17 protein-coding genes are annotated in these 22625 nt (G+C 51.1%); 5 read left to right on the top strand and 12 right to left on the bottom strand.

Translation table 11 applies throughout. From position 1 onward, the window contains the following. Positions 1-91: 91 nt before the first annotated feature. From H8K47_RS15125 to H8K47_RS18515, 7 genes are all read right to left on the bottom strand, one after another. A complete protein-coding gene (locus H8K47_RS15125; RefSeq protein WP_186882235.1) occupies positions 92-862 on the bottom strand; it encodes a TniQ family protein in 771 nt (256 codons plus the stop codon). A 5-nt stretch (positions 863-867) separates the two neighbouring features. Then, a complete protein-coding gene (locus H8K47_RS15120) occupies positions 868-1770 on the bottom strand; it encodes a TniB family NTP-binding protein (RefSeq protein WP_186882234.1) in 903 nt (300 codons plus the stop codon). Beyond that, positions 1767-3677, bottom strand: coding sequence for a Mu transposase C-terminal domain-containing protein (locus tag H8K47_RS15115; RefSeq protein WP_186882233.1), 1911 nt, complete (start codon positions 3675-3677; stop codon positions 1767-1769). Before H8K47_RS15115 ends, H8K47_RS15120 begins: the two co-directional genes overlap by 4 nt. Beyond that, positions 3674-4333 carry a TnsA endonuclease N-terminal domain-containing protein gene (locus H8K47_RS15110; RefSeq protein ID WP_186882232.1) on the bottom strand — a complete coding sequence of 220 codons (660 nt, stop codon included), beginning with the start codon at positions 4331-4333 and terminating at the stop codon, positions 3674-3676. The genes H8K47_RS15115 and H8K47_RS15110 overlap by 4 nt, the downstream gene beginning before the upstream one ends. A gap of 62 nt (positions 4334-4395) precedes the next feature. Next, positions 4396-5046 (bottom strand): hypothetical protein, encoded by a 651-nt coding sequence (locus H8K47_RS15105; protein WP_186882231.1) that lies wholly within the window; start codon positions 5044-5046, stop codon positions 4396-4398. A 19-nt stretch (positions 5047-5065) separates the two neighbouring features. Then, the gene (locus H8K47_RS15100; RefSeq protein ID WP_186882230.1) at positions 5066-7537 is read right to left on the bottom strand and encodes a hypothetical protein; all 2472 of its coding nucleotides are present in this window, start codon (positions 7535-7537) and stop codon (positions 5066-5068) included. A 670-nt stretch (positions 7538-8207) separates the two neighbouring features. Next, complete coding sequence (locus H8K47_RS18515) at positions 8208-8333, bottom strand: hypothetical protein (protein ID WP_268977685.1); 126 nt, start codon at positions 8331-8333, stop codon at positions 8208-8210. A gap of 513 nt (positions 8334-8846) precedes the next feature. Between H8K47_RS18515 and H8K47_RS15095 the strand changes: the two genes are divergently transcribed. Together H8K47_RS15095 and infA are read left to right on the top strand one after the other, a co-directional pair. Next, positions 8847-10898 (top strand): hypothetical protein, encoded by a 2052-nt coding sequence (locus tag H8K47_RS15095; RefSeq protein WP_186882229.1) that lies wholly within the window; start codon positions 8847-8849, stop codon positions 10896-10898. A gap of 357 nt (positions 10899-11255) precedes the next feature. Next, the gene (infA, locus tag H8K47_RS15090) at positions 11256-11516 is read left to right on the top strand and encodes a translation initiation factor IF-1 (RefSeq protein WP_186882228.1); all 261 of its coding nucleotides are present in this window, start codon (positions 11256-11258) and stop codon (positions 11514-11516) included. A gap of 5 nt (positions 11517-11521) precedes the next feature. On the opposite strand, the gene mdcG is transcribed toward infA, so the two are convergent. From mdcG to H8K47_RS15075, 3 genes are read right to left on the bottom strand one after another with little or no spacing between them, the layout of a single operon-like run. Next, the gene (gene mdcG / locus H8K47_RS15085) at positions 11522-12223 is read right to left on the bottom strand and encodes a malonate decarboxylase holo-[acyl-carrier-protein] synthase (protein ID WP_186882227.1); all 702 of its coding nucleotides are present in this window, start codon (positions 12221-12223) and stop codon (positions 11522-11524) included. Beyond that, positions 12220-13773, bottom strand: coding sequence for a biotin-independent malonate decarboxylase subunit beta (locus H8K47_RS15080; RefSeq protein ID WP_186882226.1), 1554 nt, complete (start codon positions 13771-13773; stop codon positions 12220-12222). Before H8K47_RS15080 ends, mdcG begins: the two co-directional genes overlap by 4 nt. Before the next feature lie 9 nt (positions 13774-13782). Beyond that, on the bottom strand, positions 13783-15069 hold the full coding sequence (locus H8K47_RS15075) for an HD-GYP domain-containing protein (protein WP_186882225.1): 1287 nt from the start codon (positions 15067-15069) through the stop codon (positions 13783-13785). A 249-nt stretch (positions 15070-15318) separates the two neighbouring features. Here H8K47_RS15075 and H8K47_RS15070 point away from each other — a divergent pair, with 249 nt between their 5' ends. After that, the gene (locus H8K47_RS15070) at positions 15319-15591 is read left to right on the top strand and encodes a hypothetical protein (protein WP_186882224.1); all 273 of its coding nucleotides are present in this window, start codon (positions 15319-15321) and stop codon (positions 15589-15591) included. Positions 15592-15673: 82 nt separating this feature from the next. Here the strand turns inward: H8K47_RS15070 and H8K47_RS15065 are convergent, their stop codons facing one another. After that, positions 15674-16495, bottom strand: coding sequence for a sulfite exporter TauE/SafE family protein (locus H8K47_RS15065; protein WP_268977684.1), 822 nt, complete (start codon positions 16493-16495; stop codon positions 15674-15676). 103 nt (positions 16496-16598) lie between these two features. Here H8K47_RS15065 and H8K47_RS15060 point away from each other — a divergent pair, with 103 nt between their 5' ends. Together H8K47_RS15060 and H8K47_RS15055 are read left to right on the top strand one after the other, a co-directional pair. After that, positions 16599-17459, top strand: a complete 861-nt coding sequence (locus H8K47_RS15060; protein WP_186882223.1) for an MBL fold metallo-hydrolase — start codon at positions 16599-16601, stop codon at positions 17457-17459. Between the two features lie 39 nt (positions 17460-17498). Beyond that, on the top strand, positions 17499-18608 hold the full coding sequence (locus tag H8K47_RS15055) for a 6-phosphofructokinase (RefSeq protein WP_186882222.1): 1110 nt from the start codon (positions 17499-17501) through the stop codon (positions 18606-18608). A 39-nt stretch (positions 18609-18647) separates the two neighbouring features. On the opposite strand, the gene H8K47_RS15050 is transcribed toward H8K47_RS15055, so the two are convergent. Continuing rightward, complete coding sequence (locus H8K47_RS15050) at positions 18648-22304, bottom strand: bifunctional diguanylate cyclase/phosphodiesterase (protein WP_186882221.1); 3657 nt, start codon at positions 22302-22304, stop codon at positions 18648-18650. Positions 22305-22625 lie beyond the last annotated feature (321 nt).

Below are 22625 nucleotides of genomic sequence, written 5' to 3'. Positions count from 1 at the left end.
ATTGGAAAGGCTACCATTGCAACCATTCAGCCGCATCGGCGAACTACTGCCACACAACTGGAAGCTTGCTCAATAATTTCCATCATCCATATCAGAACCGGTCAACCTGTGATGACCGGGCGCTTACTCGCGTAGTCATAATTCTGCATAACTGATGCATCACTGCAAAGCGCCCCAAATCCCACTCAGACTCCGGCGTTCTGTCATGACGGAACTGGTGACTTGCATCAAGTAATAGTAAAGATGTCGCCGCGTCATAAACAATCGGCTTTTCCGGTGAAGCGCTTCTTAAATCGAATTGACATGAGTGGCAATATGATAGAGGCGCAACATCTATCGCTTCCATCCCTACCATGTCTAAACGATGAAAGGCCACGGCAGCGCCACAGTGCGGACAGCGATCAAAAAGCATGGTGCCGTGTTTGCCGCAAACGGTATTCAATGCGATTCGCCAGCGCTTTCTAAAATAGGGGATTTCATCTTCAGCTAGACATGCAGGACAAAATTGCAAACCATAACCTTGGCGCGTCCGGTGATAGACCTTGAGCGCAAGGATCCACCTCAAGGTACTGGACAAACGAAATTTTGGATAGAGGATGCCTTCGTAGGAACATAAGGTCGTTCCCCATGCCGTCTCAGGCGATGTTCCTGTGCGCAGGATGAGTTCGTCGACTAACCATACCGGAGCCAGCCGGTCGATGTCGCGATTCCAGACTTGACGCCGGTTACCGAACATCAGGTTGCAGAATGTTTGTACCTTTAGACCATGCCCATGCGCCAGGCGTACCAACCAGCAAGAGAGCAATTCATCCGGAAATGGCTTATAGCGTATTGGCCACAACGGTGAAGTGAAGCCACGCATTGCATTCAGTGACGCCGGTATTGCTTACGCTTAGAAGGCGGAACCCATTGCATCGCATTTACCCTTTCAAGAGTGATCCGTTCCGTCTTGTTACGAATGGCGTCGACCGCCAGTTCCTTAACCAGGTCGCACATATCGCCCAACGTTCCCTCGCTGCAGGTATGGATGGCCAGCATCGTCGCTGGATCCTTCAAATTCGATGCCAGTCTGAGCGGCATACGCATCTCAAGCGTGGCCAGTAAAGAGCCAAATTCATTGTTGGCTTTCCAGAGCGGCAGCTCTTCCGGCGTGAAACGGCTCGACATCTGCGGGTCGGTATTGAAAGCATTGTAGGCGTCCTCGATGCCGGCCGCGACAATGGTCACCATGGTTTCGTTGCCGAGACTTTTCAGGGCATTGCGAAATTCCTGTTGCCGATTCAGGCTACCGGCAATCAAATGATGGATCTCGTCGACGATCAGCATCTTTACCTCCATCTGGCGAAACAGTCGCTTAATTTGGGAGTACTTTTCTGACACCGAGGCAGTCGGTTTGTAAGGAGTCATGAGCACATCCAGAATGCGCGTATAGAAATCAGAAATATCCGGTTTTGGCGGAGACTCGACCATAATGACCGGACAAATAGTCATTTCATTGGCCGGATCCAAATCAGGCAGATGCAACGACAAAAATCGCTGGAGTATCGATGTCTTTCCATTGAACGACGGTGCGACTAGCAACATGTTTGGCATACGCGTGATGCGTGGGTAATTCAGCAGGTCTTCCATCTTGGCGAGAATGCGCTTGGCATCCTTATAGCCGAGCCAGGTTCCTTCGCGAATAGCGTAGATGCGCTCTTCGTCGCTTCTTTCTACCAGCGCTTTTGCCGTTTCGCTCAAATGTGAATAAGTACTGACGATCGACATCATTCGTCATCCAATGGTTGCACCGCGTCTGGATCGTAACCTTTCACTACCGGCGGCGGTGCGCTGGATGTTGCTTGACTGGCGGTCGGCAAATCTTCTTTTTTCTGAGCCCTGGCATTGCTATGTTGTACGCGCCTTTGCTGCGCTCGTCGGGCCGATTTCGTTTTCTCCGCGGCGTCTTTTTCCAGTTCGCGTTGCTCGGTCAGCAATGCAAAGACCGCTTTCTCGTTTTCGTGTGGAATCCCTTTTTCGTCGGCCTTTCTGTGCGCTTCGCGCAGCTCCCAAATACTGGCAGGCGGTAAGCTCACATCGCGATACGGAATCGCAAAATAGCGCTGCGCGATTTCGTCAAAGAAATATAACGCGCTGATATCGCGCGGGTCGCGGTGAAAGCGAAATTTCCTTTTATGCTTTTCATATTCCGGATGTTTGGCATTGATCCACGGTCGCAATACGTCGTGATAGTAATGGACATCGTCGATCAGCACGCCGTAGTTCTGCACGGTGCGCTCAAAAAACGGCATGAAATTAATACGGAGCATTTCTTCGTCGATGCGTCGTGCCGGCAATCCGCGTCCCGGCTTATCCTTGGTACCGAGCAAGCCTTCGCGCCACTTGGTCAGCGGGGTAGTACCAATGCCGGAATGTACCTTGCGATGGTATCTTCCGAAGAATAGCACTAGCCATTTTTCGAGCTCGCTGAAAGTCATGCAGGCGTTACCTTCGGCATCGTAAGTACCTTTTTCTTGCGGCCCGGAAAACGTGGCGCCTTTGAGTGTTTTCAACCCCTCTGAAACGGTTCCCATCAGGCGCTCTATGTGCGCGCCGTAGCGAGGCTTCTTGACCGGGCGTAAGTGGAGATCGATATCGTATTCTTTACAGGCAAATTTCAGCATGTCGCCGCGGAACTCCCTGGCGTTATCCATGTGCAGAATACCCATCGTTCCCCAACAAGGCCAATCGACACTGGTAATCCCTAAGCGATTCAGCCACTTATCCTTCATCAGGATCGCATGGGAAATGCACATGCCCGCCGACATCGCCGACGGCGCATCCAGGGATAGGTACATGCCGACGCAAACGCGCGTATTTACGTCGATTGCCAGCGTAATCCATGCACGGCGAATCGATTTACGATACACATCGTCGACGATAATGACCGGCAATAAGGTGTGGTCGATCTGCACCAGCGCGAGCGGCCATTCGGCATCAGGGATTTTGCCTTTAATCGGATCGTGCAAGTCGTGCGCCTTGGCCTCACCTTCACGCTTCTTCACTCGCGCGCGGCCGTTGGTTTTACCGAGGCGGGTTCGAATTGTATTGATTGCAGGCAACGGCAAATTCGCGTTAGAACAAAGACGGCGAATTTCTTCTATGGTGGCGGCAATCGAGTTCTTTTGTTCGATGTCGTAAAAATTCTCTATGGTCGTCGCGATGATCGTTTCCACCTCAGGCAACAGGCGGGGTTTGCCTTTACCACCGCGCTGTGTATTGTTAGGCAGCAATGACGACAAGAGTTCCGAATGTCGATAGGTGCTCAGCCAACGATAAATCGTTGCGACACTGACTTCCGCTTCCTTTGCAAGCTGCGTACTCAAGGCATCGCGGCGCTGAAAATCCTTATTCAGCAGCGGCGTAATCAAGCGCTTGCGTTCTTCGGCGATGAGCCAGTCTTCCGCTGAAACGGTTTCGAGATTGCGTTCGGCAATGGGTTCCGGCTCGCGACTGCCGACCGGTCTGGGCGGTTCGAGGTCGCCGATTTTTAACAGGACTTTTTCACCGGAGCCCACTTCCTTGGCCAAGACCAGATTGATATCGGCGAGTGCAACGATCACATATTCGCGCCCATGGCTAGAGATCGTAGCGCCTTTTTCTATCCATAACACTGATCGATCTTGCTTTTCCATCATAGCTCCGAAGCGAGGGATAGAGGAGAACAGTAGTCGATAGGTAGATCCCAGTCGGTGATCAAGTCTTGTTTCAGGATAGCGTACCAAATCAATGGAAGCCAGTGCAGTTGGGCATCGTCGTCGGGAGCGAGACGTGCCAGAATATCCGGAACGGAAAACGCCTCATCCAATTCTTCAGCAATAACGAGGAGTTGCTGGTACTCACGCTCGTCCGGTATTATATTGCGGTACTCTCGGAGAAATTTGATGTTCTGCAGACGTCTAGTACGGATATCGTTTTCCGTCGTTACGCGGAACTCCCAGCCCTGGTCGCACGCATACTGATCGGCCGATGCGAATTTGGTTTTATATTTGTCGCCGTTACGCTTCAGATCGTCGGTGTGCTTGATCTCTGTCAGCAAAGGTCTGCGTATTTTTTCAGAAATTGGATCGGGCAGAAAATAAACTAACACATCCGGCGTATAACCCCTGACCACGCCAGGCACTGGAACCGTGACGGGCTGCACCACGAAACGCTCGACGGTTTCATCAAACTCCAGAAGAAGCAGATACTCTTTCTCCAGCGGTGATTCGAATGCATCCATCTGGTCGTTTTTTTGACTGGCGAAACTACCGGTGACAGTCAAATAATTTTTGGGTATTTTGCGGACAGCCATATCAATCAACAATCCTCAAAAAAGTGGTTGTATAGCTTGCCTATTCAAATGAACCCGTAAGCCTAAAATTCCCAAGCCAGCTGTTTTACCTTCGGACAGAAAGCGACCACAATCGGCAAGTGAAATTCTTTTCCAGGCAGCGCATTAAAATCGTCAGGAATCGCCTCAACCCGGTCAAACAATGAAGGCTGTACACGCACCACTTTTGCAGCGAATCGAAATCGAGTTAATAAAGTATTATTTTTAACAACCAGATGATTGCATATTTTTTGCCGATCGAAATCAAATACATCAAATAGTTTGATATATGCCGTAGCCTGGGAATAACTTGAGCGCAGCATCATGGTAAGTTCAAAACCATTTTCCCTCTCAACCAGGGTAACGAGCGGGTCAGATGACTCGCTCGCACGAAGCCTGTTCGACCAGTTAATGGCGTTCTCTTCTTCAGAATCATCCTTATCGATTCGAACTGATTTCCTTAAATGCCAATCACCTCGTTTGACGTACCTTACATTCAAAGCTCGCATGAGCAGCTGTTCGTCATTCACATCCGAGAAATCGATGTCGTAACCCCGTTGATTAGTGATCTCGTGTGCAACTATCCATGATTCACTTTGCAAATCCTCAACCGACAACTCATTCCTCGTCATTCGTGCGAGACGACGAAAGTTATTGAGCATTTTTTTGAGGAAATTTTCGAAGACAAAAGGCATTAACTAGGGATCAGGATTATTAAGGTGTCGCGTTGTCAGTCATGATTTCCCGCGACTTGATCTTGTATTGAAGCTCTAGAACGAGTCCCTCGTATTTGCGTGCTTCGCGCATGTTCTTCGCGAAAAAGCGATCACCGGAGTCCATTGACTTTATCGCCTGAGCTACACAGAACGCACTTTCCTTTAGCAGCTCCGCCGCATTCTTGCCATAGGGCAACTTTTTCACGGTGTGATACCGAGCAATAGCCATTCGCAACAGGCATATCGACTGCGACTTCCCCTTCTTTCTCGCTGCGTCGATCTCGTTATCACCCCTTATAAGTTCACCAATCCGATACCAGCACAGTGCCAATGTGAGTGCTGCATCCGCATTATGCGAGTCAAGCTTAACGGCCTGCTCTGCAAGCTCGCGTGCATCCTCCGGTCTCTGGCATCGGTTCAGTAAAAACCAAGCAAACCGATCGTGTAGCGCAGCGTTCATCGGCTCTTCGGCCAAAGCCAACTGGAAATTGTCCTCAGCTGCTTTTAGGTCACCTTGCTCAGTTGCAATTTTTGCCGCCTTGGCATATTGGCTACGGAATGCCTCTGCGACTCGGTCCTGCCGATAAGTCTGATCTACACGGTGACGCCTAGCGGCCTGCGCATCAATCTTGTGCGCGAATCCCTTAATCCTGCTCCGATCTTCATCGCTGCGCCTTTGCAGTTGCTTTTGGAAGAACCGCCCCGCGAGCTCGACGATCTGCAGATCATAGCGATCCCCGTAATTGGTGACGGTAGCGAAGTAAGTCTCATCAAGTGCCTTCTGGAATTCGATGTGCTGAATTTCTACGAGTGCACACGCGTCAGCGACGCAAAGGTTATCGAGAGGGACCGCTGCGGAAACTAAAGCCAAGAAGACGTCCCGCTGGAGTTCGTTAATACGCAGCCAAGCGTCGTCATATAGAAATTCCAGCAATTGATCATTGGTTTTTCTGAATACTTGCTCGATCGCTTCGTTAATGCCGGCCGGCGACCTAGCCAAATATTTCACTAGTGTGTCGATGAGTAGCGGCTTGTTGGCAAGCTGATTCGCCGCTCGGCGCAGAGTTGCCTCTCCTGCCTGTTTGATTGCCGTAGCGTTGTACTCCACGGCAAGCCGCCGCATTAATGAAGCGCACTCCTCATCCGACAAGGCGCTGATTTGGAGCGGCTCAAACGCAACAAATTCCCTTCGCCTAGACGTGATGAGGACTCGGCCCAGTCGCCTACCGATTTGCTTCAGGAGAGCGCTGAAGTCGTCTACTTCAGCCTGAGACGTAGCCAAGGTTTCCGTGTTGTCCAACACAAGAAGGATGTCATCTCGCTTAAAGCCCTGCTGAGTAAACTCGGTAGCAACCCTGTCAACCAACGCCAATCCAGTTAACTGGTAATAGTCCTTGCTCAGCACCGGGTAAAGGCAGAACAGTAGCTCCCGAATGCAGTCTTCCATCGCGTCAGAGATACCATGCAGGTGGATGACACCTTGATCGGTCCAACGCGTCATCTTTGCAGAGTAGTAGCTGATGACGCTTGGCGGCCTCGCTGTTAGAACTTCACTGCTCTCCAAAATTCGGTTCAGGAACTCAAGTGCGAGCGTTGTCTTGCCAATGCCGCCATCACCAAAAATGAGGCAGAACTTCGACTCAAACGGCTCATTGATCCACTCGGTCAGATTACTTAGCTCCTTATTCCTCCCCTCGAAAGTGCTGGTTTGCCGCACCGGCACATTACTAAACACCGAATGCCTAGTGCCTTCGAACTCCAACTCAATGATGTTGAACTTATTTGGAAAGTTACCCCCCAATTCCTCAAAGACTGAGCCTTTAGGTAAATCGACCACGAACTCATCCGACTTGTCCCAACTGAGCGGCTGTCCCCTTAGCTTCCAAACTCCTTTGCGGTTATCAACGCCTAATATGACCACAGGTAATCCTGCGTGAAGCATGGGTGTCTTCAACGTCAACTCAGACGATGCGATGTTGGTTTTCAAGATGTTGACTTCAGCAACACACGGCAAGGTGTCGCGAAAGCACGCTAAGCTGCGGCGTATCAACGCTGAGAGTTTCGGTGCCCATTCTTCGGCATCAGCATTGCTCAGAACCCCGTGGGCAGGCTTTCTGTTTCTGAATGTTACCCATGCTAACACTTCAGCCGCGAGGGTGTTACCATAAACTGGGTCGCATTCGAACCAACCTACGTGGTACGTTCGAGAGACATAGCTCCGAATCACCGTCGTCGCGATGTCGAGGATTTCAACGGGCAGACCATCCGAGGGCTGATTGAAGCGCTTGGCAAAAGTACCAAACGCAGCGTTGTCAACAGCATCGGGTGTCTGTTCGCGGATGATCTCTAGTGCCGTCACTGCCGCTACTTGAAATAACGAACGAAGAACCGAACTGAGAAAATTAAATTTTTCCGAGCTTGATGTTAGCTGTTCCGCAACTACGTGTTGGGATTCGAATAGGTTGTACATTATGTTCTGGAGTCCGCTTCACAAAGGTCTAAGCATTCGACAAGTTTAATGGAGAGCTCGCACGACTTGGGCTGAATATCTTTATGATAATATCGATTATGTCAATAACGCGTCAACTGCATTGTTCGGCTCGGTGCAAAGCCCCTCAAAGTAATCACACTGCAATTGCTGCGAATAATTTTAAAATAACCCATATTTAACTAAATCAAATAGATGCGATTCATCAATAGTTAACTAAAAACTCGCTGGCCCTCGAGAGATTACTTTTCGGACTTCAATTAAGTTGATTTCCAACGAAAAATAATTCTCGATAATTACTAACTTTTTTCTCATTAACTTTTAATATTTAATTCGATTTAAAAGCACTTTTTCTCACTTAATATTAATTTTTAACAGAGTAATCAAGCCTTCGATTGCGCGCTAAATCTGGGACATCACGCCAGCAAATCTGGTCTCACTGATTCCTACCGTCGTCATTCAAAGGCCGGCATGTACCCTAGTACATGCCGGCCTTTTTATATGTGTAAGTTAGAAAAGGGACGCTGTTGGTACTGAAATCGATTCACAGCTATTCAAACCACAGACTGTCGAAACGATCAGGTTGACTACACCCATATTCAGCGATGAAATGGCGACGACCAGCTGAGATTGTGAGTTCGCTGGCAGACTACTAAAAGTCATGGGGGCTATCCGGAAGCGGGATAAGAAAAATCGCGATGCAGCCAAGTTGTGGACGCTGGGTAATCGGCGCATCCGTACCACTGTCGCTAACGTCAGCACCTGACTGGGCGGTCATAGCAAACTGCGGCGCATATGCCAGATCAGGCACATGCCTCTTATTTTTGAAAAATGTCGCTGAGCGAATGTTGAATAGCATCCTCCTGTTCGCCAATGAATGCTCCATTCACCTTGAGGCGGACAAAGTCACCTTGTGTAGCGCAGGCAACAAGGATACGTGGATTTTCATTTTTATATTTTTCTGTGGCTTTTCGAGCCTGTCATGTCACGACTACAAAAACAAGAAGTAACAGCGAGTTACAACTGCTTGTTATTTTTTATTACGAAAATATGTTTTTGCCAAAACCTGTATAACCAGATCAATTCAGAAGCTTGGCCTTTCTAGCGGGATGCTGCCACTCTGCATGCTCAGCCTGGCTGTGATAAGTTTCCCTCATTTTTGCAATATTTGAATGAAACTCAGACAAAATCTCATGACCCCACATACAAACAAGCTTGCAAAACTTTGATACACAGCAACAGTCACTCAGGCATAAGCTGAAAGTACATTCACTCAGCCGGAGATACGACGATGAAGCAAGGTAAATATGTATTGGCCACTTCTTTACTCGCAGCCTTGAGCGCCTGTGGCGGTGGCGGCGGCTCAACGACAGCAACGGATAACCCGCAAACACCGCCAAGTGCCGCAACCGCGGCACCGGTTTCCGTACCTATTGTCGTGAGTGACGCTTCATCGGAAAATTGGGCCGCAATCAATGTCACCCTAGTTTCACTGACGCTGACGGACACCAATGGCAAACAAACTGCCAATTTATTGAGTACACCGTGGTCAGGAAATCTGGAACAATTAGATAACATTGCTTCCAGTTTGCAGGCGGCCACGCTAGTGTCAGGCAGCACCTATACCGGAGCCACGCTAACGATTAGCGCCAATCCCGGCGACGTGTCTTTAGTCGTTGCGAGTGACCCTGAACCAGGTTTCCCGGAAGCTGCCAATGCCGTTATCCCAGCCAGCCGGATTCAGATACAAGGGGCACAGGGTACGACTGGCGCACTGACCGTCACAGTGCCGGTTAAACTGGCTCAGCCTTTCACTGCACCACAAGCCAGCTCCGCCACGAATCCGACGCCAACCAGCAATTCGGGCGCGATTAATATCGAATTTGATCTCGACCATCCAGCCTTCATTGTTGGCCACGTGCCGGCCGCCGGTGCGGCGAATATCTGGTCAGTCAACTTCAATGGCCCAGTCAGACACAAGCCAGTCAACGATTTGACGCGCCTGATACTGAATCATCAATATGCAACCGTTACCAGCGTTTCACCAAGTATCAACACGGTGGTATTCGAACTCAATAAAGCGACACTCAGCAATGGCAACTATAGCGCCACGGACACCGGGAAATCTCTCACAGCCAGCCTGGATAGCAGCAATGGTACGCTGTTCTATGATCTGGATACGCCGGCTAATAATGCAACGATTAAAGACTTCAGCAACAGCGCCATCGTCACTGCCTTGCAACAACCCGGCGTTTATGTGCGCATCGCTTGCCGCTATCAGCAAAATGGCAGCTTGATACTGACCCGCATTTATGCCTCCAAATCCTTCAGCAAAGTATTCATCAGCCCTGAAGGCCATATCATCCATGTCGACAGCAATGCGGGCACTAGTTTCTGGATGGATCAGGCAGATGGAAAGCCCGCAAAAATTCTGATCGACCCGACAACCAAATTCTTTTTCCGCAATCCGAATGCCGCTTCAGACGCGACGCCGATAGGCAGTGGCAGCGCTTTTGTCAGTGCCAGAAACCTGCTGCGCGGCTTTAAAGTCAAAGTGACACCGGCCGACGCCAGCGCAAACCCGCTGCATGCCAGTACAGTCGACATAGAAGCCGCACCTTTCAATGGCCGCATCGGTAATGTCAGCACTAGCGGATTTAATCTCGGCTATCAGTTTAATACCTCTGACGATAACTACAGCTCCCCCTTGACGTATATCAGCAGCGCGACCGCCAATGGCTTTGATCCTTTAAATCCCAGTGTTGCGATATCAGGATTTAAATTCTGGAACTATGGTTTCCCGACTTTAATCACCTACACCAACGCTGGAACAGATGCGATCAAGGCTTTTGTGGCAACCACCGGTGGCGCCAACAATGCAGCAATCAGTTTTGGTACCGCTGCAACGGCCTATTATGCACAAGGTCAGACCTACGCGGTATGGGGTGATGCGGCGAATAAAAATGGCTGGTCAGCACCGTATGCAGTTTTAACACCGATCACCATTCCACGTACATCGGTATCGAGCGCTCTGGTTGCAGGTACGGGCAGCAATCAATACAGTTTCGGTATCAGCGCGAAAGGCGGTACTAAACCGGTAACAGTCTATGTCAGTACAGCCAGCGGCTCTGCCACGCTGGTGTATCAGGTGGACCGCACCAAAGACGTGGTGAGCATTACGCCGCAAGACATAACGAGCAGCGCAGGCCTCAGCGCATTACAAACTGCACTTGCCACATCCGGCGTAAGGATAGAAGTCACAGGCATACCACAAGCTGATGGATCACTGAAAGGCAGTACAGTCAAATACTATACAGGCACGCAACCCTCCTCAGATCGCTGATCGCCTTTACAGTCAACCTACGAGGCAACAAAGCGTCTCCCACCATGGAGGCGCTTTTTTCTTTTTTGTATCTCTCAAGTCAGGGTATAATGCACGGTTCAGCAAGTTTCCGCATGTTTGCCAGACCTCTATCTGGTCTGATCCGGTCGCTTACTGCAGAGTCCAGGTTCAGATGAACGCTCTGCCAGCAAGTCCTGTTTTTGTCTTGCAGCGTCTCACGCAGCACAAGCTCAGCCCTTATTCCTCACCAGCGAAACGCATACGTGCGTCTCATCCCGATTATTTGTGCGCAGTCTGATGCGTACCGGCGTGACACCAGCCAGCTGCTGGCGTACGTCATCCTTAGAAAGAGCCAACATGGCAAAAGAAGAATTATTGGAAATGCAAGGCGTCGTTGAAGAAGTCCTGCCCGATTCACGTTTCCGCGTCAATTTGGAAAATGGCCACCAGCTGATCGCCTACACCTCAGGCAAAATGCGCCAGCATCACATCCGCATTCTGGCCGGTGATAAAGTCACGCTGGAAATGTCGCCCTATGATCTGAGCAAAGGCAGGATCACCTTCCGCCACATTGAAAAACACACCGGTGGTGGTGGACAGGCACGTCGCCGTTACTGATCCATTCAGGCTGACTGTGCGAGCAGCGCCAGCATGTCGCGCTGACTGCACAAGCGGGCACCCATCTGATCTTTGACCAGTACTTTTTGCTCCTGCTGCACATCCCCGGCGCTATCAGCCAGATTCCAGGCACGCCAGGACACAGCTTGTCCTTGCGGGAACAAAATTTCACCATCCAGTGGCAAGCGCTGCTGAAAGCAGCTCAGTAACTGCAAGATCAGCTGCAACTGCCGCTGACTGGCTGGACGAAACAGCAAATCAATCGGGGATACATTTTGCAGATGCGGCTGACCAGTCAAAAACTGCCAGGACAGTGCACCATAGACGCGAAAGCGCAGCCCATGGGCAGCAGCATCCTGCTGTAAAGCACGCAAATCATTTTGCCATTCTGGCAAAGCCAATGGTAAAACGGTGTTGAGTGCCAAGCCGGATTGATGTTCTATGACGTGTTCAACGGACACCCTGGTCGCCAGACGACGGCGTTGACCATCCTGGGGCGGCAACTCCAGCCCTATGCATAGCTCACTCTCTGCGGCATCACTGTCGCGTCTGCGAACGACTGCCGGCCATTCCTGCTGCTGCCAATCCCTTACTGCGTGCAGCCAAACGGGAGATTGTGCCATCGCCAGCATTTCCCACGCCTGGTGCGAGAGCCAGACCAGATCATGTCGCTGAAATTGTTCTACCTGTTCCACGTATGTGCTCATTCATTGCGTTTTGCTGAGGATAATACGGCATCTGCAATATGTTGCGCCAAACTTCTTCCGCCGCGCTGCAGACCGAGCCAAGTGCGGCAATCCGCATTCGAGCGCCGTAACAACGCCTGCAACAAAAGTTCGGCCGTCGGCTGGGACCAGATGGCATCTATTCCCCCCATCGCCCAGTAATGCGTCACACCCGGTGCAAAGCCAGGATCATGCCCATTCAACGTACGCACCCGGTCTACGCTCATCCCCGTGATACTGGCCACCGCGGGCGCTGCCATCACGTGTATCTGCGCAGCTTCCAGCGCGTAGCATTGATCAGCCATCATTCCGGTCGCAACAATGGCGCCGGATAAGGCTTGATCGTAAATTAAGGCCAGCAGCGGTATGTCAGCCAAACGCGCCAGTTGCAGACACTTGGCCAGATGAGCCATAAAACGTGGCAAACCCAGCATTTCTTCCTGACGCCGCAAACGCTGGCCGGCAGTATCGATCAGCAAAAGCAACGGATGATGTGGTTGTCGCTGTATTGCAGCAAGCACCAGATTAGCCATTTGCCACGCCAGTTCCACACCTATCACAGCATGCTGGCGCAACGCAATCAAAGTCCAGCGCTTTGCGGCTATCGACAATTCACCATGCACCAGTTGCGCATCGCCCCGTAACTGCCAGTCGTATGCCTTGAAATTCAGTAAAACCTGCAGTAAAGGATCATCTTGCAGAGTGTGCGCAGTAACAGGCGTCGCGGCTAACTGCTCAGACAACAATGCGCTTTGCAAACGTTGCCGCAACAGTTGATGCTCATCCAAGCAAGTAATCAGCGTGAGCGCTGCGCCGGATGAATAACGCTGTATGAATTCAGGCAGGACGGCGCGAAAATCCTCGATCTGACCTGATACCAGTTGCAGAACATCGCCCTGTTCTAGACGGTGTTGCGCACCCGTGGTTGCCATGATCTGCGCCTGATCTGCCGGATCATACTCAGCGCGGCCACAGGCACTGGCGATGACTTCGGGGCCAGACATACCTAGTCTGGCGTTGGGCGACATGACAATCGCATTAGCACAATGAGCGACTAAGCCCATACCACCGAAGCAACCACGTTGTCCGCCGATCAGCATCAGGACAGGAATACCGGCGGCACGGACTTCCAGCACGGCACGCAGTAATTCGGCGATGGCAAGTAATCCAGCATTCGCTTCCTGCAAACGTACACCGCCAGAATCCCCCAACAGCACTAAGGCAGCCGGTCTTTCCTGTAAAGCGAGGCGACATAGTCCCAGCATTTTAGCGCCATGTATCTCACCCACCGAGCCGCCCATGAAACGCCCATCCTGTGCCGCCAGATAGATCAACTGGCCGTTCAGATAGCCGCTGCCGATCACCACACCGTCATCTGCAGCTACCGGCAATCCCAGTGCCTGTAGCTGATGGCTATACTGATGTGCAGAAGGTGGCAGGAGTTCGCAAAACTGATCGACCAGGCCTGACAAACGCTCACGCGGAGTGGCATAGACAAAGTTTGGAGTCGGACTGGATGCAGCGGAGATCATACGTGCCGATCAATGGGGATTAACAGCCTGGCGTTGCGTATCGAAAAAGTAAGTCATGCGCTTGCGTGGGCTCAGATAGTCATAGACCTCCGGCGCCAGCTGGCCGGGTTTCAGACTGGCTATGATTTCCACCGAGATTTCATGCTCCAGATCGAGAATGATGGCTTCGCTTTTAGGAACTGACGGATCGTAGATCAACACACTGGGACGTAAAGGTTTAGCAGAATTGACCGCCACCACCATCCCCAGCGTGCCGTCGGATAACTTGACGATGGTACCTGGCGGGTAGATGCCCATACTGCGGATAAACAGATTCAATGCAGCGGTATCAAATTGCTTGCGCATATGTCCGAACATATGCGCCATGGCCTCGTAGGGACTCATGGAGTCAGCCGGATCCGGCCGGTTACATAAATTATCGTAGGTATTGGTGATCGCTACGATCCTGGCTAGCGGGCTGATTTTATCGCCGCGCAGATAATTGGGGTAGCCGGCGCCATCGGCGTATTCATGATGCTGAGCGATGATATCTTTGACGGGCTTAGGCAAAGCCAGTTTATCGGCGATCTGCAGGCCATACATCACATGCTGTTGCAACAGGTTTTGCTCTGCGCGGCTCAACTCACCGGCTTTATTGGCAATCCGGTCAGGAATTTCTATTTTGCCTATATCATGAAATAAACACCCTATGCCCAGCAGCTTGATATCCTGCTCGGAAAACGCGAGTTCCTTGGCCAGCATCATGGTCAGGACAGTCACATTCAACGAATGAAAATACGCCTCTTCGCCCACGATTTTGTCATTCATGAGATGAATCGCGATATCTTTATCGACCAGCAAAGACTCCAGCATTTGCTGTATCAACTCATCCGCCTGGCGCACCGACTCTTGCGGTCGCGCGAACAGATTGCGGGTAATATTTTTCAGTGTCCCCGCCGCTTTGAGCAATTGTTTTTCGCACGCAGCGATCGCTTCGCGCTCCCGGATCAGGCGGTCTATCCTGGCTTTCTTTTCACGGATTTTTTCCAGCTCCTCAGGCGTTGGCTGCGCAATCGCAGCAGGCGCTTCCTGCGCGACCACCGCAGCCGGAGCCAGTGGCCGGCAATCTGAGCGGGCCGGATTCACACGCAGGGTTTTCAATCCCAGCTGACGTAATGCCTGTAGCTCGGCTTCCGTTTTGATCTTAAAACTATTGAGCGCAAATGAGTGCTCCAGCCATGGCAAATCTATATGCACATATAAGCCTATGCATAATTGCTCAACCGGAACATTGACAGTAATAGGTGCCGCGCACATGTAGTTTTAAGTAAAAAAAGAAAAGACACTGGATTATAAAACTGGATAACAGCTTCGCTACATGCTTCCTTCTTTGGTTGCAATTTAGCAATAATTTGATATTAGCTTAAGCAAACATGAATATATGTCGAGATACTTACACAAATTAACCATGTTTTACACTATTCACTCAAGTTTTAGCGAAGTCTAACGTTAGCAGCATCACCGTAGACGTACTTCTGTGAGAACACGATGATTCCGCTCAAACCCATGCCACCCATAAAGCATACACTGGAGCAACATACGCCTGACGTGCCTGCGAACCATATAAATAAAGGTCCGCATGTTCACCAACAACAGAGCGACTGGCCACAGACAGAAAGACGCCAGAACAACCGCAGACAACAGGACAGGCGTGGTGCACAAAGCGCAATCCTGCTCAATACCCGTAAAGCGCAAGGAAGACGTAAGAGCCTGGGGCGTCGTGCCAATGACCATATGAGCAATGGCACTGTGTTACTTGGTATTTCAGTCAAAGGCTAAGTTGCATCCTATGCGAAAGCTTGCATGAATTGCATGAAGGCTGCATAGAGCAGCCAGTTACCCTACAGGCTGACGGGTGCTGTCAGTGCGTAGCACGCCAGAGCAGGCTAAAGGCAACACAACACAGGAGTGCAATAAAAGCCTGCTGCACGATACGCGGCGGTAAATGACTGATCAGCCTGCGCGCGGCTAACATGCCAGCTATGGTCGCAGCCACAAAAACTGCGGATAAAACCAAGGGCAATCGTACTCCGTGCAGCAGCGCCGATCCGACACCCATACTGCCGACCAGAGTAATGAAAAACAGTGAAGTCGCGACTGCGCCATGCATGCTCAGATTCGTAAATTGACGCAACATGGGCACAATGATAAAGCCACCACCTACCCCTAGTAAGCCTGTCATCAGCCCCGCCACACTGCCTATCGATGCAATCAGCGCGCCCGTGCGTGGGGTCCAGTCAAAACGCCCGGTTTGCTGATTGATACGCGCCAGTGCAGTTTTATTATCCTCGCATGTTTCATCCTGCTTCAGTTGCACCGCCAGACGCGCTGCGGCCAGCAACAAAACCAGTGCGAACATTCCCATCAGCCAGGTTTGCGACAAGCGATGTGCCAGCTGCACCCCCAGCCAGGTTGGCACTGCGCCTGCCAGCGCCATCACGATTGCGGCGCGATAACGGACCAGGCCTTTGCTAAAGCCCTCAAGACTCCCGATCATCGCACCGGAAGTCACCGCCAGCAAAGCCACAGGCATCGCCTGCTGCATACTCCATCCCTGGCTGTAGACCAGAGCAGGAACCGCCAGGATTCCGCCACCGGCGCCAGTCAGACCCATGACAAGACCGATGATCAGCCCGATACAGGCAACGATGATCCGGGCGGTGAATTCAGCAAATAGCAACAAATGGTCTCCTTAGAACAGAGTGCTTGCCTGCGCACAAAACAATTGGCAAACAGCACAACTTTGTTATGATAGTTGACATTCTTATTTTCAGGCAAACCTCGCTATGGCTGCGCACATACACAGCTTTTACGATAAACAGACAGGGACCGCAACCCATCTCGTGTTTGATGAGGAAGGTGGCACAGCCGCTATTATCGACCCGGTGCTCGATTATGATGCCAAAGCAGGACGGACAAACACGACCAATGCGGATCTGCTGCTCAGCTTTCTGCATGAACATCGTCTGCAACTACGCTGGATACTGGAAACCCATGCCCATGCCGATCACTTGTCCGCCGCAGCGTATCTGCGTACGCAGGCTGGGGGGCAAATCGCGATCGGCGCGCACATCGGTCTGGTTCAGCAAAGCTTCAAAACCATCTTTCATCTGGAACCGGAATTTGCCATCGATGGCAGTCAGTTTGACGTACTGTTTGAAGATCAGTCCGTTTTTCAGATAGGCAGCCTGAGCTGCCGTGCGCTGGCAGTGCCGGGGCACACACCGGCGGATATGGCGTATCAGATAGGTGACGCGATCTTTGTCGGTGATACCTTGTTTATGCCCGACGTAGGTACGGCACGCTGTGATTTTCCGGGGGGCGATGCACACCAGCTGTATCAGTCTATCCAAAAGCTGCTGAGCTATCCACCAGAGACGCGCCTGTTCCTGTGCCATGATTATCCGCCCACTGGCAGGCCGGTCAGCATGGAAACGACGGTAGCTGAACAAAAAGCACATAACATTCATGTCAGGGATGGCATCAGTGAAACTGGCTTTGTGCAGATGCGACAGCAACGCGATGCACAGCTCGACATGCCGGCCCTGTTGCTGCCGTCGGTACAGGTGAATATCCGTGCCGGTACCTTCCCGCCGGCGGAATCGGACGGAGTGCATTATTTAAAAATACCGCTCAATCGATTTTGAGACCGTTTTGACCCTATTCGGACGACAAAGGAAATCCCCATGAATACTGCCATCCGTCGCATTGCAATCAGTACCGGTGGCGGTGACGCGCCAGGTTTAAACGCGGTGATCCATGCGATCGTTAAAGCAGCTCATCAACGACAATGGGAATGCTTTGGTATCCGCGAAGGTTTCAACGGCATATTGCGGCCTGACCGCTACCCGCAAGACGGCATCGTCCCGCTCAGCATACAAATGGTGGAACAGATTTCCCATTTGGGGGGAACCATACTAGGCACCACCAACCATGGAAATCCACTGCGCTATCCAACCACCCTGCCCGACGGCAGCGTACAAGAATGTGATCGCACGCCTGACATACACCGTGCCCTGCAAGCACACCAGATTGACGCGCTGGTCTGCATCGGTAGAGATGGTACGCTGACAATTGCGAATGCCTTACATGAACAGGGGCTGCGTGTGATTGGCGTTCCCAAGACCATAGACAATGATTTGGATAAAACCTTCACCACCTTTGGCTTTGATACCGCAGTCGCCTTCGCCACAGAATGTGTGGATCGTCTGCACAGCACAGCTTCTGCCCATCAGCGCATTATGGTGGTAGAAGTGATGGGACGTTACGCGGGCTGGATTGCTTTACACAGCGGGCTGGCCAGCCATGCCCATGCGATATTGCTGCCAGAAATTCCATATGACCACGCTAAGCTCAGCAACTTTCTGATCGCCAGAGAGCAAGCGGGTCATCACTATTCCATCGTACTGGCCGCCGAAGGCGCGACCACGATACAAGGGCAACGTGAAGTGCTGCAGGCAGCCGGCACTGGCTATGTCGAGCGTCTGGGTGGCATAGGTGAACAACTGGCACACCGCCTGCAGGCCAGCACTGGTAAGGAAGCCCGTGCCGTGGTACTCGGGCACTTGCTGCGTGGCGGCAGCCCAACCGCATTTGACCGCGTGTCCGCGTTGCGCTTCGGTGCTGCTGCGGTACGTGCACTGGAACAGGACATGTCGGGAGTCATGGTAGCTTTAGCCTTTCCCAACGTGAATTATGTACCGCTGGCAGAAGTGGCTGGTCGTATGAAAGCTGTACCGGCAGACAGCGACACCTTGCAGACTGCGCGCGATTTGGGCATCTGCCTTGGTGACTAAGCCAATGACCAAGGATGACGCAGCGGCGCCATCCCGCACTCAGTGCCAGCCTTTGAGCTGAGCTTGGGAAAGCGCCGGTTCAGGCTTAAAACTCTGCTGCAAAAATTCTGCAAATTGCGACGCCGGCAGTGGTCTGGAAAATAAATACCCCTGCACTTCATCACAGGCATGCTGTCGCAGGAAAGCAAGCTGCTCCGGTGTTTCTACTCCCTCGGCGATGGTCATCAGCCCTAGGTTGCGCGCCATGCTGATGACGGCACTGACTATCGCTTTATCTTCCGGATCGCTGGTAATGTCACGCACAAAGGACTGGTCTATTTTTAACTTATATACTTTGAATTGCTTTAAATAGCTGAGCGACGAATAACCCGTGCCAAAATCGTCAATCGACATACGTACGCCCTGTTCATGTAACTGATTCATAATCGTAATGGCTGTCAGCGGTTCATGCATGGCCACGCTCTCTGTCAGCTCCAGCTCCAGACAAGATGGCGGCACGGCAGCTTCGCGCAAAATTCTGGCCACCATTTCAGGCAAGTCTTTATGGCGAAACTGTACCGCCGACAAGTTCACCGCCATCAGCAACTCCGGCATACCGGCAGCACGCCAGTCTCGCAACTGATTGACTGCAGTATGCATGACCCATTCTCCGATTTCTAATATCATGCCGCTTTCTTCGGCAACCGGAATAAACTCAGCGGGTGAGACCATTCCTAATACAGGGTGACGCCAGCGCAGCAAGGCTTCTGCACCTATCACGCGATCGTCGAGCAAGGATATTTGCGGCTGATAATGCAATTCAAACTGGTTCAAATTCAAAGCATGGCGTAAGGCATTCACTAATTCCAGGTGGCGTAATGAGCGCTCCTGCATTTCTTGTGTGAAGAAACGGAACGTGTTTCTGCCAGAGTGCTTCGCCATATACATCGCGGCATCAGCATTGCGTGATAAGGTTTCTAAATCACTCCCATCGCAAGGATACATCGCTATGCCTATCGATGGCGTGACATTGAGTTCAAAGCCATTGATCGTGAACGGTGCACTGACGACATCGATCATCTTTTGCACCACTTTCTCTACTTTGTGCTCATTGATGTTCGTGAGCAAAATAATGAACTCATCCCCTCCCAACCGCGACACCACATCGTCTTCCCGCAAATTACCGGTCAAGCGCCCAGCCAGGTCGATCAGCATGGCATCGCCTGTGCTATGCCCCAGGGTATCGTTCACATCCTTAAAGTGATCCAGATCAAGAAACATCAAAGCAATTTTTTCCTGATTTTTCTCTGCAATCCTCAGTGCAGCACGGGTTTTTTCTTCGAGTAGCGTTCGGTTAGGCAAGCCGGTCAGCGCATCATAATGGGCCAGGTGACGGATACGCTCATCGTTTTTCTTCTTATCGGTGATGTCTTCCTGTATCGCCAGAAAATGGGTCACCACGCCATGCTCATCGCGGATGGGTGAAATATGTGTCAGATCTACGTGTTCTATGCCATCGGCATAGCGATTGATTAACTCACCTTTCCAGCTCTCCCCCTGATTCAGACTATCCCACATTTCTATATAGGTCGCTGCCGGTGTTTTACCTGAACGTAAGAGACTAGGTTTTTTGCCTTTGACCTGCTCCAGCGTCATACCTACATTTTGCAGATAGCAGCTATTCGCATACTCAATTTGTATTCGCTGATCGACGATGATGATAGCGTTTGAGCTTTGCGCAACCGCTTGTGAGAGTTTGCGCAGGGTATCGCCAGATTGCTTACGCTCTATGCCTATCGCAATCAGACCGGCAGCCATCTCTAACAAATGTAAAAAGAACTCCGAAGGTTCCCGTACTTCTTCGTGATATATCGCAAACGCACCAATCGGTTGAGCCGCAGAAGAGAATATTGGCTCCGACCAGCATGCACGCAATCCGGCTTTTTCAGCCAGTGGCCAATAGTCTTTCCAATAGGGGTGGGCAGATAGATCCGACACAATAGTGCGCTTACCAGTCGCAATGGTATTGCCACAGGATCCGACACCGGGACCGACATGCACGCCATGAATCGCGTTGCTGTAAAAATCCGGCAAGCTTGGCGTCGCACCTGTTTTGATACTGACGCCATCACTATCGAGCAACAGTATCGAACATATACAATCGGGAAACATCGACTCCACTTTAAGGACCACTTCGTGCAACAGTTCTTGCAGGCCAATTGCAGCAGTCACCTTTTCCAGCATAAAGCTGCGCAGCTCTTCCATGTGCAAGGCATGCTGTTTTTCTTCCTCGAGTTCGAAGCGATTTAACACATGACCGACATCAATGACAAACTCCGATAACAAAGTCTGCACCACTTCATCAAATGCCCCCTGGGATTCGGCATAGAGATTGAAAGTACCGACTACTTGCTGATGGGTAGACAAGGGAAGCACAGCAGCAGAGCCCCAGCCATGGCGCTGCGCCATCATACGCATTTCTAAAGGCAATGTCGGGTCAGTCAAATCCTGGCACCATATTGCCTGATTCGCGAGTAAGGCCTGTGTTTGCAATAAATGACTTTGCCCCGACTCTTCACTTTGAAAAAACTGGTTGTACTCCAGCTCATCCACACCAACGCCGAACCAGGCAGGTGCGAAGAAACGGTTCTGTCTTTTGTCATAAATTGCGACCCAAGCCATCTTCAGCCCAGCCAGAATGACTGCATCACGACAAATTCGCGGAAACAGATCTTGCTGCTCCGTGATGCGCAATATCGACTGATTGCATTGTGCGAGTGCCAGATACAATTGATTAATACGCTGATTTTTTTGTTCCTCAGCATACTTCTGCTGCTGTATCTGCGCCAGTCTGCCCTGTGTGACCTGAATCCAGCCCATGACACTGTCACCGTGATAATCTGTTACCGGTGCTGGCTGATCAAATTCTCCTTTGCCGAGACTCACCAGACTGGCATGCAGGGCGCTGACATTCGCACCCAGGACCCGCGATAACGAGCGATAGGCATGCCATAGCAAACCTACCGTGATAAAGCCGATCAGCATGAATAGCAAACGCAATTGATCTGTATGTTTTTCAGCGTCTGCCAATGCCTGTTGCAGCCGGCGCTCCATCAGCTCGTGCGCTTCTTCGATCGGACGTATGATAGAAAACTTGGCAGCACGATAAGCCTCATCATGTAACATCCGGATCGCGCGGTCACGGCTGAGGTCTACGTTAGGACCTGGATTTTCAACCAGATACATCGCTTCACGCTCTATCTTAGTCAGGATATCTGAATTGGTTTTTGCTAACTCCAGCTGGGTGAACTCCTGTTCATTGAGGCCAGCCTTTTGCATCAGTTGCATCAAAGGGATGCCCCGGCTACCCTCGGTACGCGGCTGTCCGCCTTCACCGGGCGTCAGATCCCAAAAGCTATGGCGACCATTCGCTGGACGGGGTTGCTTTCCCTCCCTCACATCCAATATGTAAAAATAGTAATTTTTGTAAGTCAGATCACCGGTGACGACGTAACTACGTACCATGCGAGTCAGATCATCTGAGGTCTGTAACAACTCTTCCGATAAATCGTGCGACAAAACCCGGTTTTCGTTGATACGATCAATTTGTTTTTCCGACTGAAAATAGAACACAAAAGCCAGTGCGAACAGCGCAAATGACACCAGCGTCAGCCAAAAGCTGCGAGTAAAGACAGATAAACTCTGATCAGCAATCATTCCACTATCCTCAGGTTCGCAATGTAAGGCGTGAAGGGTGCACGAACTCTCTCCAACTACTATGTTAGTTCGCGTAACAAATACTTTTAGTAAATACCGAAGACTTATTACCCATTGTCAAACAAGTGTCAGACTTAGACAACAAGACTCAGCCGCACAAAGCGCAATTCATCCCCTAAGGAAACAATTGTTTTCATTAATAATGCGCTTGGTGGGCAGACAGGCGAGGCCGGGGCACTGAAGCAAGCAGACAGTGTCAGCTGCGGGCGGTGAGAAAATAGCGAAGAGACAAGGTCAGTGCGTCGATCAGGCTGGACGTCA

Origin of the sequence: Cognatundibacterium rugosum (genome assembly GCF_014284365.1) — a bacterium.
GTDB lineage: Bacteria > Pseudomonadota > Gammaproteobacteria > Burkholderiales > Burkholderiaceae_D > Undibacterium > Undibacterium rugosum.
This window is presented reverse-complemented; position numbering and strand designations above follow the sequence as displayed.

Coding starts and splice junctions, on each gene's coding strand:
- H8K47_RS15125 (WP_186882235.1), bottom strand. CDS start 862: ATGCGTGGCTTCACTTCACCGTTGTGGCCAATACGCTATAAGCCATTT.
- H8K47_RS15120 (WP_186882234.1), bottom strand. CDS start 1,770: ATGATGTCGATCGTCAGTACTTATTCACATTTGAGCGAAACGGCAAAA.
- H8K47_RS15115 (WP_186882233.1), bottom strand. CDS start 3,677: ATGATGGAAAAGCAAGATCGATCAGTGTTATGGATAGAAAAAGGCGCT.
- H8K47_RS15110 (WP_186882232.1), bottom strand. CDS start 4,333: ATGGCTGTCCGCAAAATACCCAAAAATTATTTGACTGTCACCGGTAGT.
- H8K47_RS15105 (WP_186882231.1), bottom strand. CDS start 5,046: ATGCCTTTTGTCTTCGAAAATTTCCTCAAAAAAATGCTCAATAACTTT.
- H8K47_RS15100 (WP_186882230.1), bottom strand. CDS start 7,537: ATGTACAACCTATTCGAATCCCAACACGTAGTTGCGGAACAGCTAACA.
- H8K47_RS18515 (WP_268977685.1), bottom strand. CDS start 8,333: ATGACCGCCCAGTCAGGTGCTGACGTTAGCGACAGTGGTACGGATGCG.
- H8K47_RS15095 (WP_186882229.1), top strand. CDS start 8,847: ATGAAGCAAGGTAAATATGTATTGGCCACTTCTTTACTCGCAGCCTTG.
- infA (WP_186882228.1), top strand. CDS start 11,256: ATGGCAAAAGAAGAATTATTGGAAATGCAAGGCGTCGTTGAAGAAGTC.
- mdcG (WP_186882227.1), bottom strand. CDS start 12,223: ATGAGCACATACGTGGAACAGGTAGAACAATTTCAGCGACATGATCTG.
- H8K47_RS15080 (WP_186882226.1), bottom strand. CDS start 13,773: ATGATCTCCGCTGCATCCAGTCCGACTCCAAACTTTGTCTATGCCACT.
- H8K47_RS15075 (WP_186882225.1), bottom strand. CDS start 15,069: ATGTGCGCGGCACCTATTACTGTCAATGTTCCGGTTGAGCAATTATGC.
- H8K47_RS15070 (WP_186882224.1), top strand. CDS start 15,319: ATGCCACCCATAAAGCATACACTGGAGCAACATACGCCTGACGTGCCT.
- H8K47_RS15060 (WP_186882223.1), top strand. CDS start 16,599: ATGGCTGCGCACATACACAGCTTTTACGATAAACAGACAGGGACCGCA.
- H8K47_RS15055 (WP_186882222.1), top strand. CDS start 17,499: ATGAATACTGCCATCCGTCGCATTGCAATCAGTACCGGTGGCGGTGAC.
- H8K47_RS15050 (WP_186882221.1), bottom strand. CDS start 22,304: ATGATTGCTGATCAGAGTTTATCTGTCTTTACTCGCAGCTTTTGGCTG.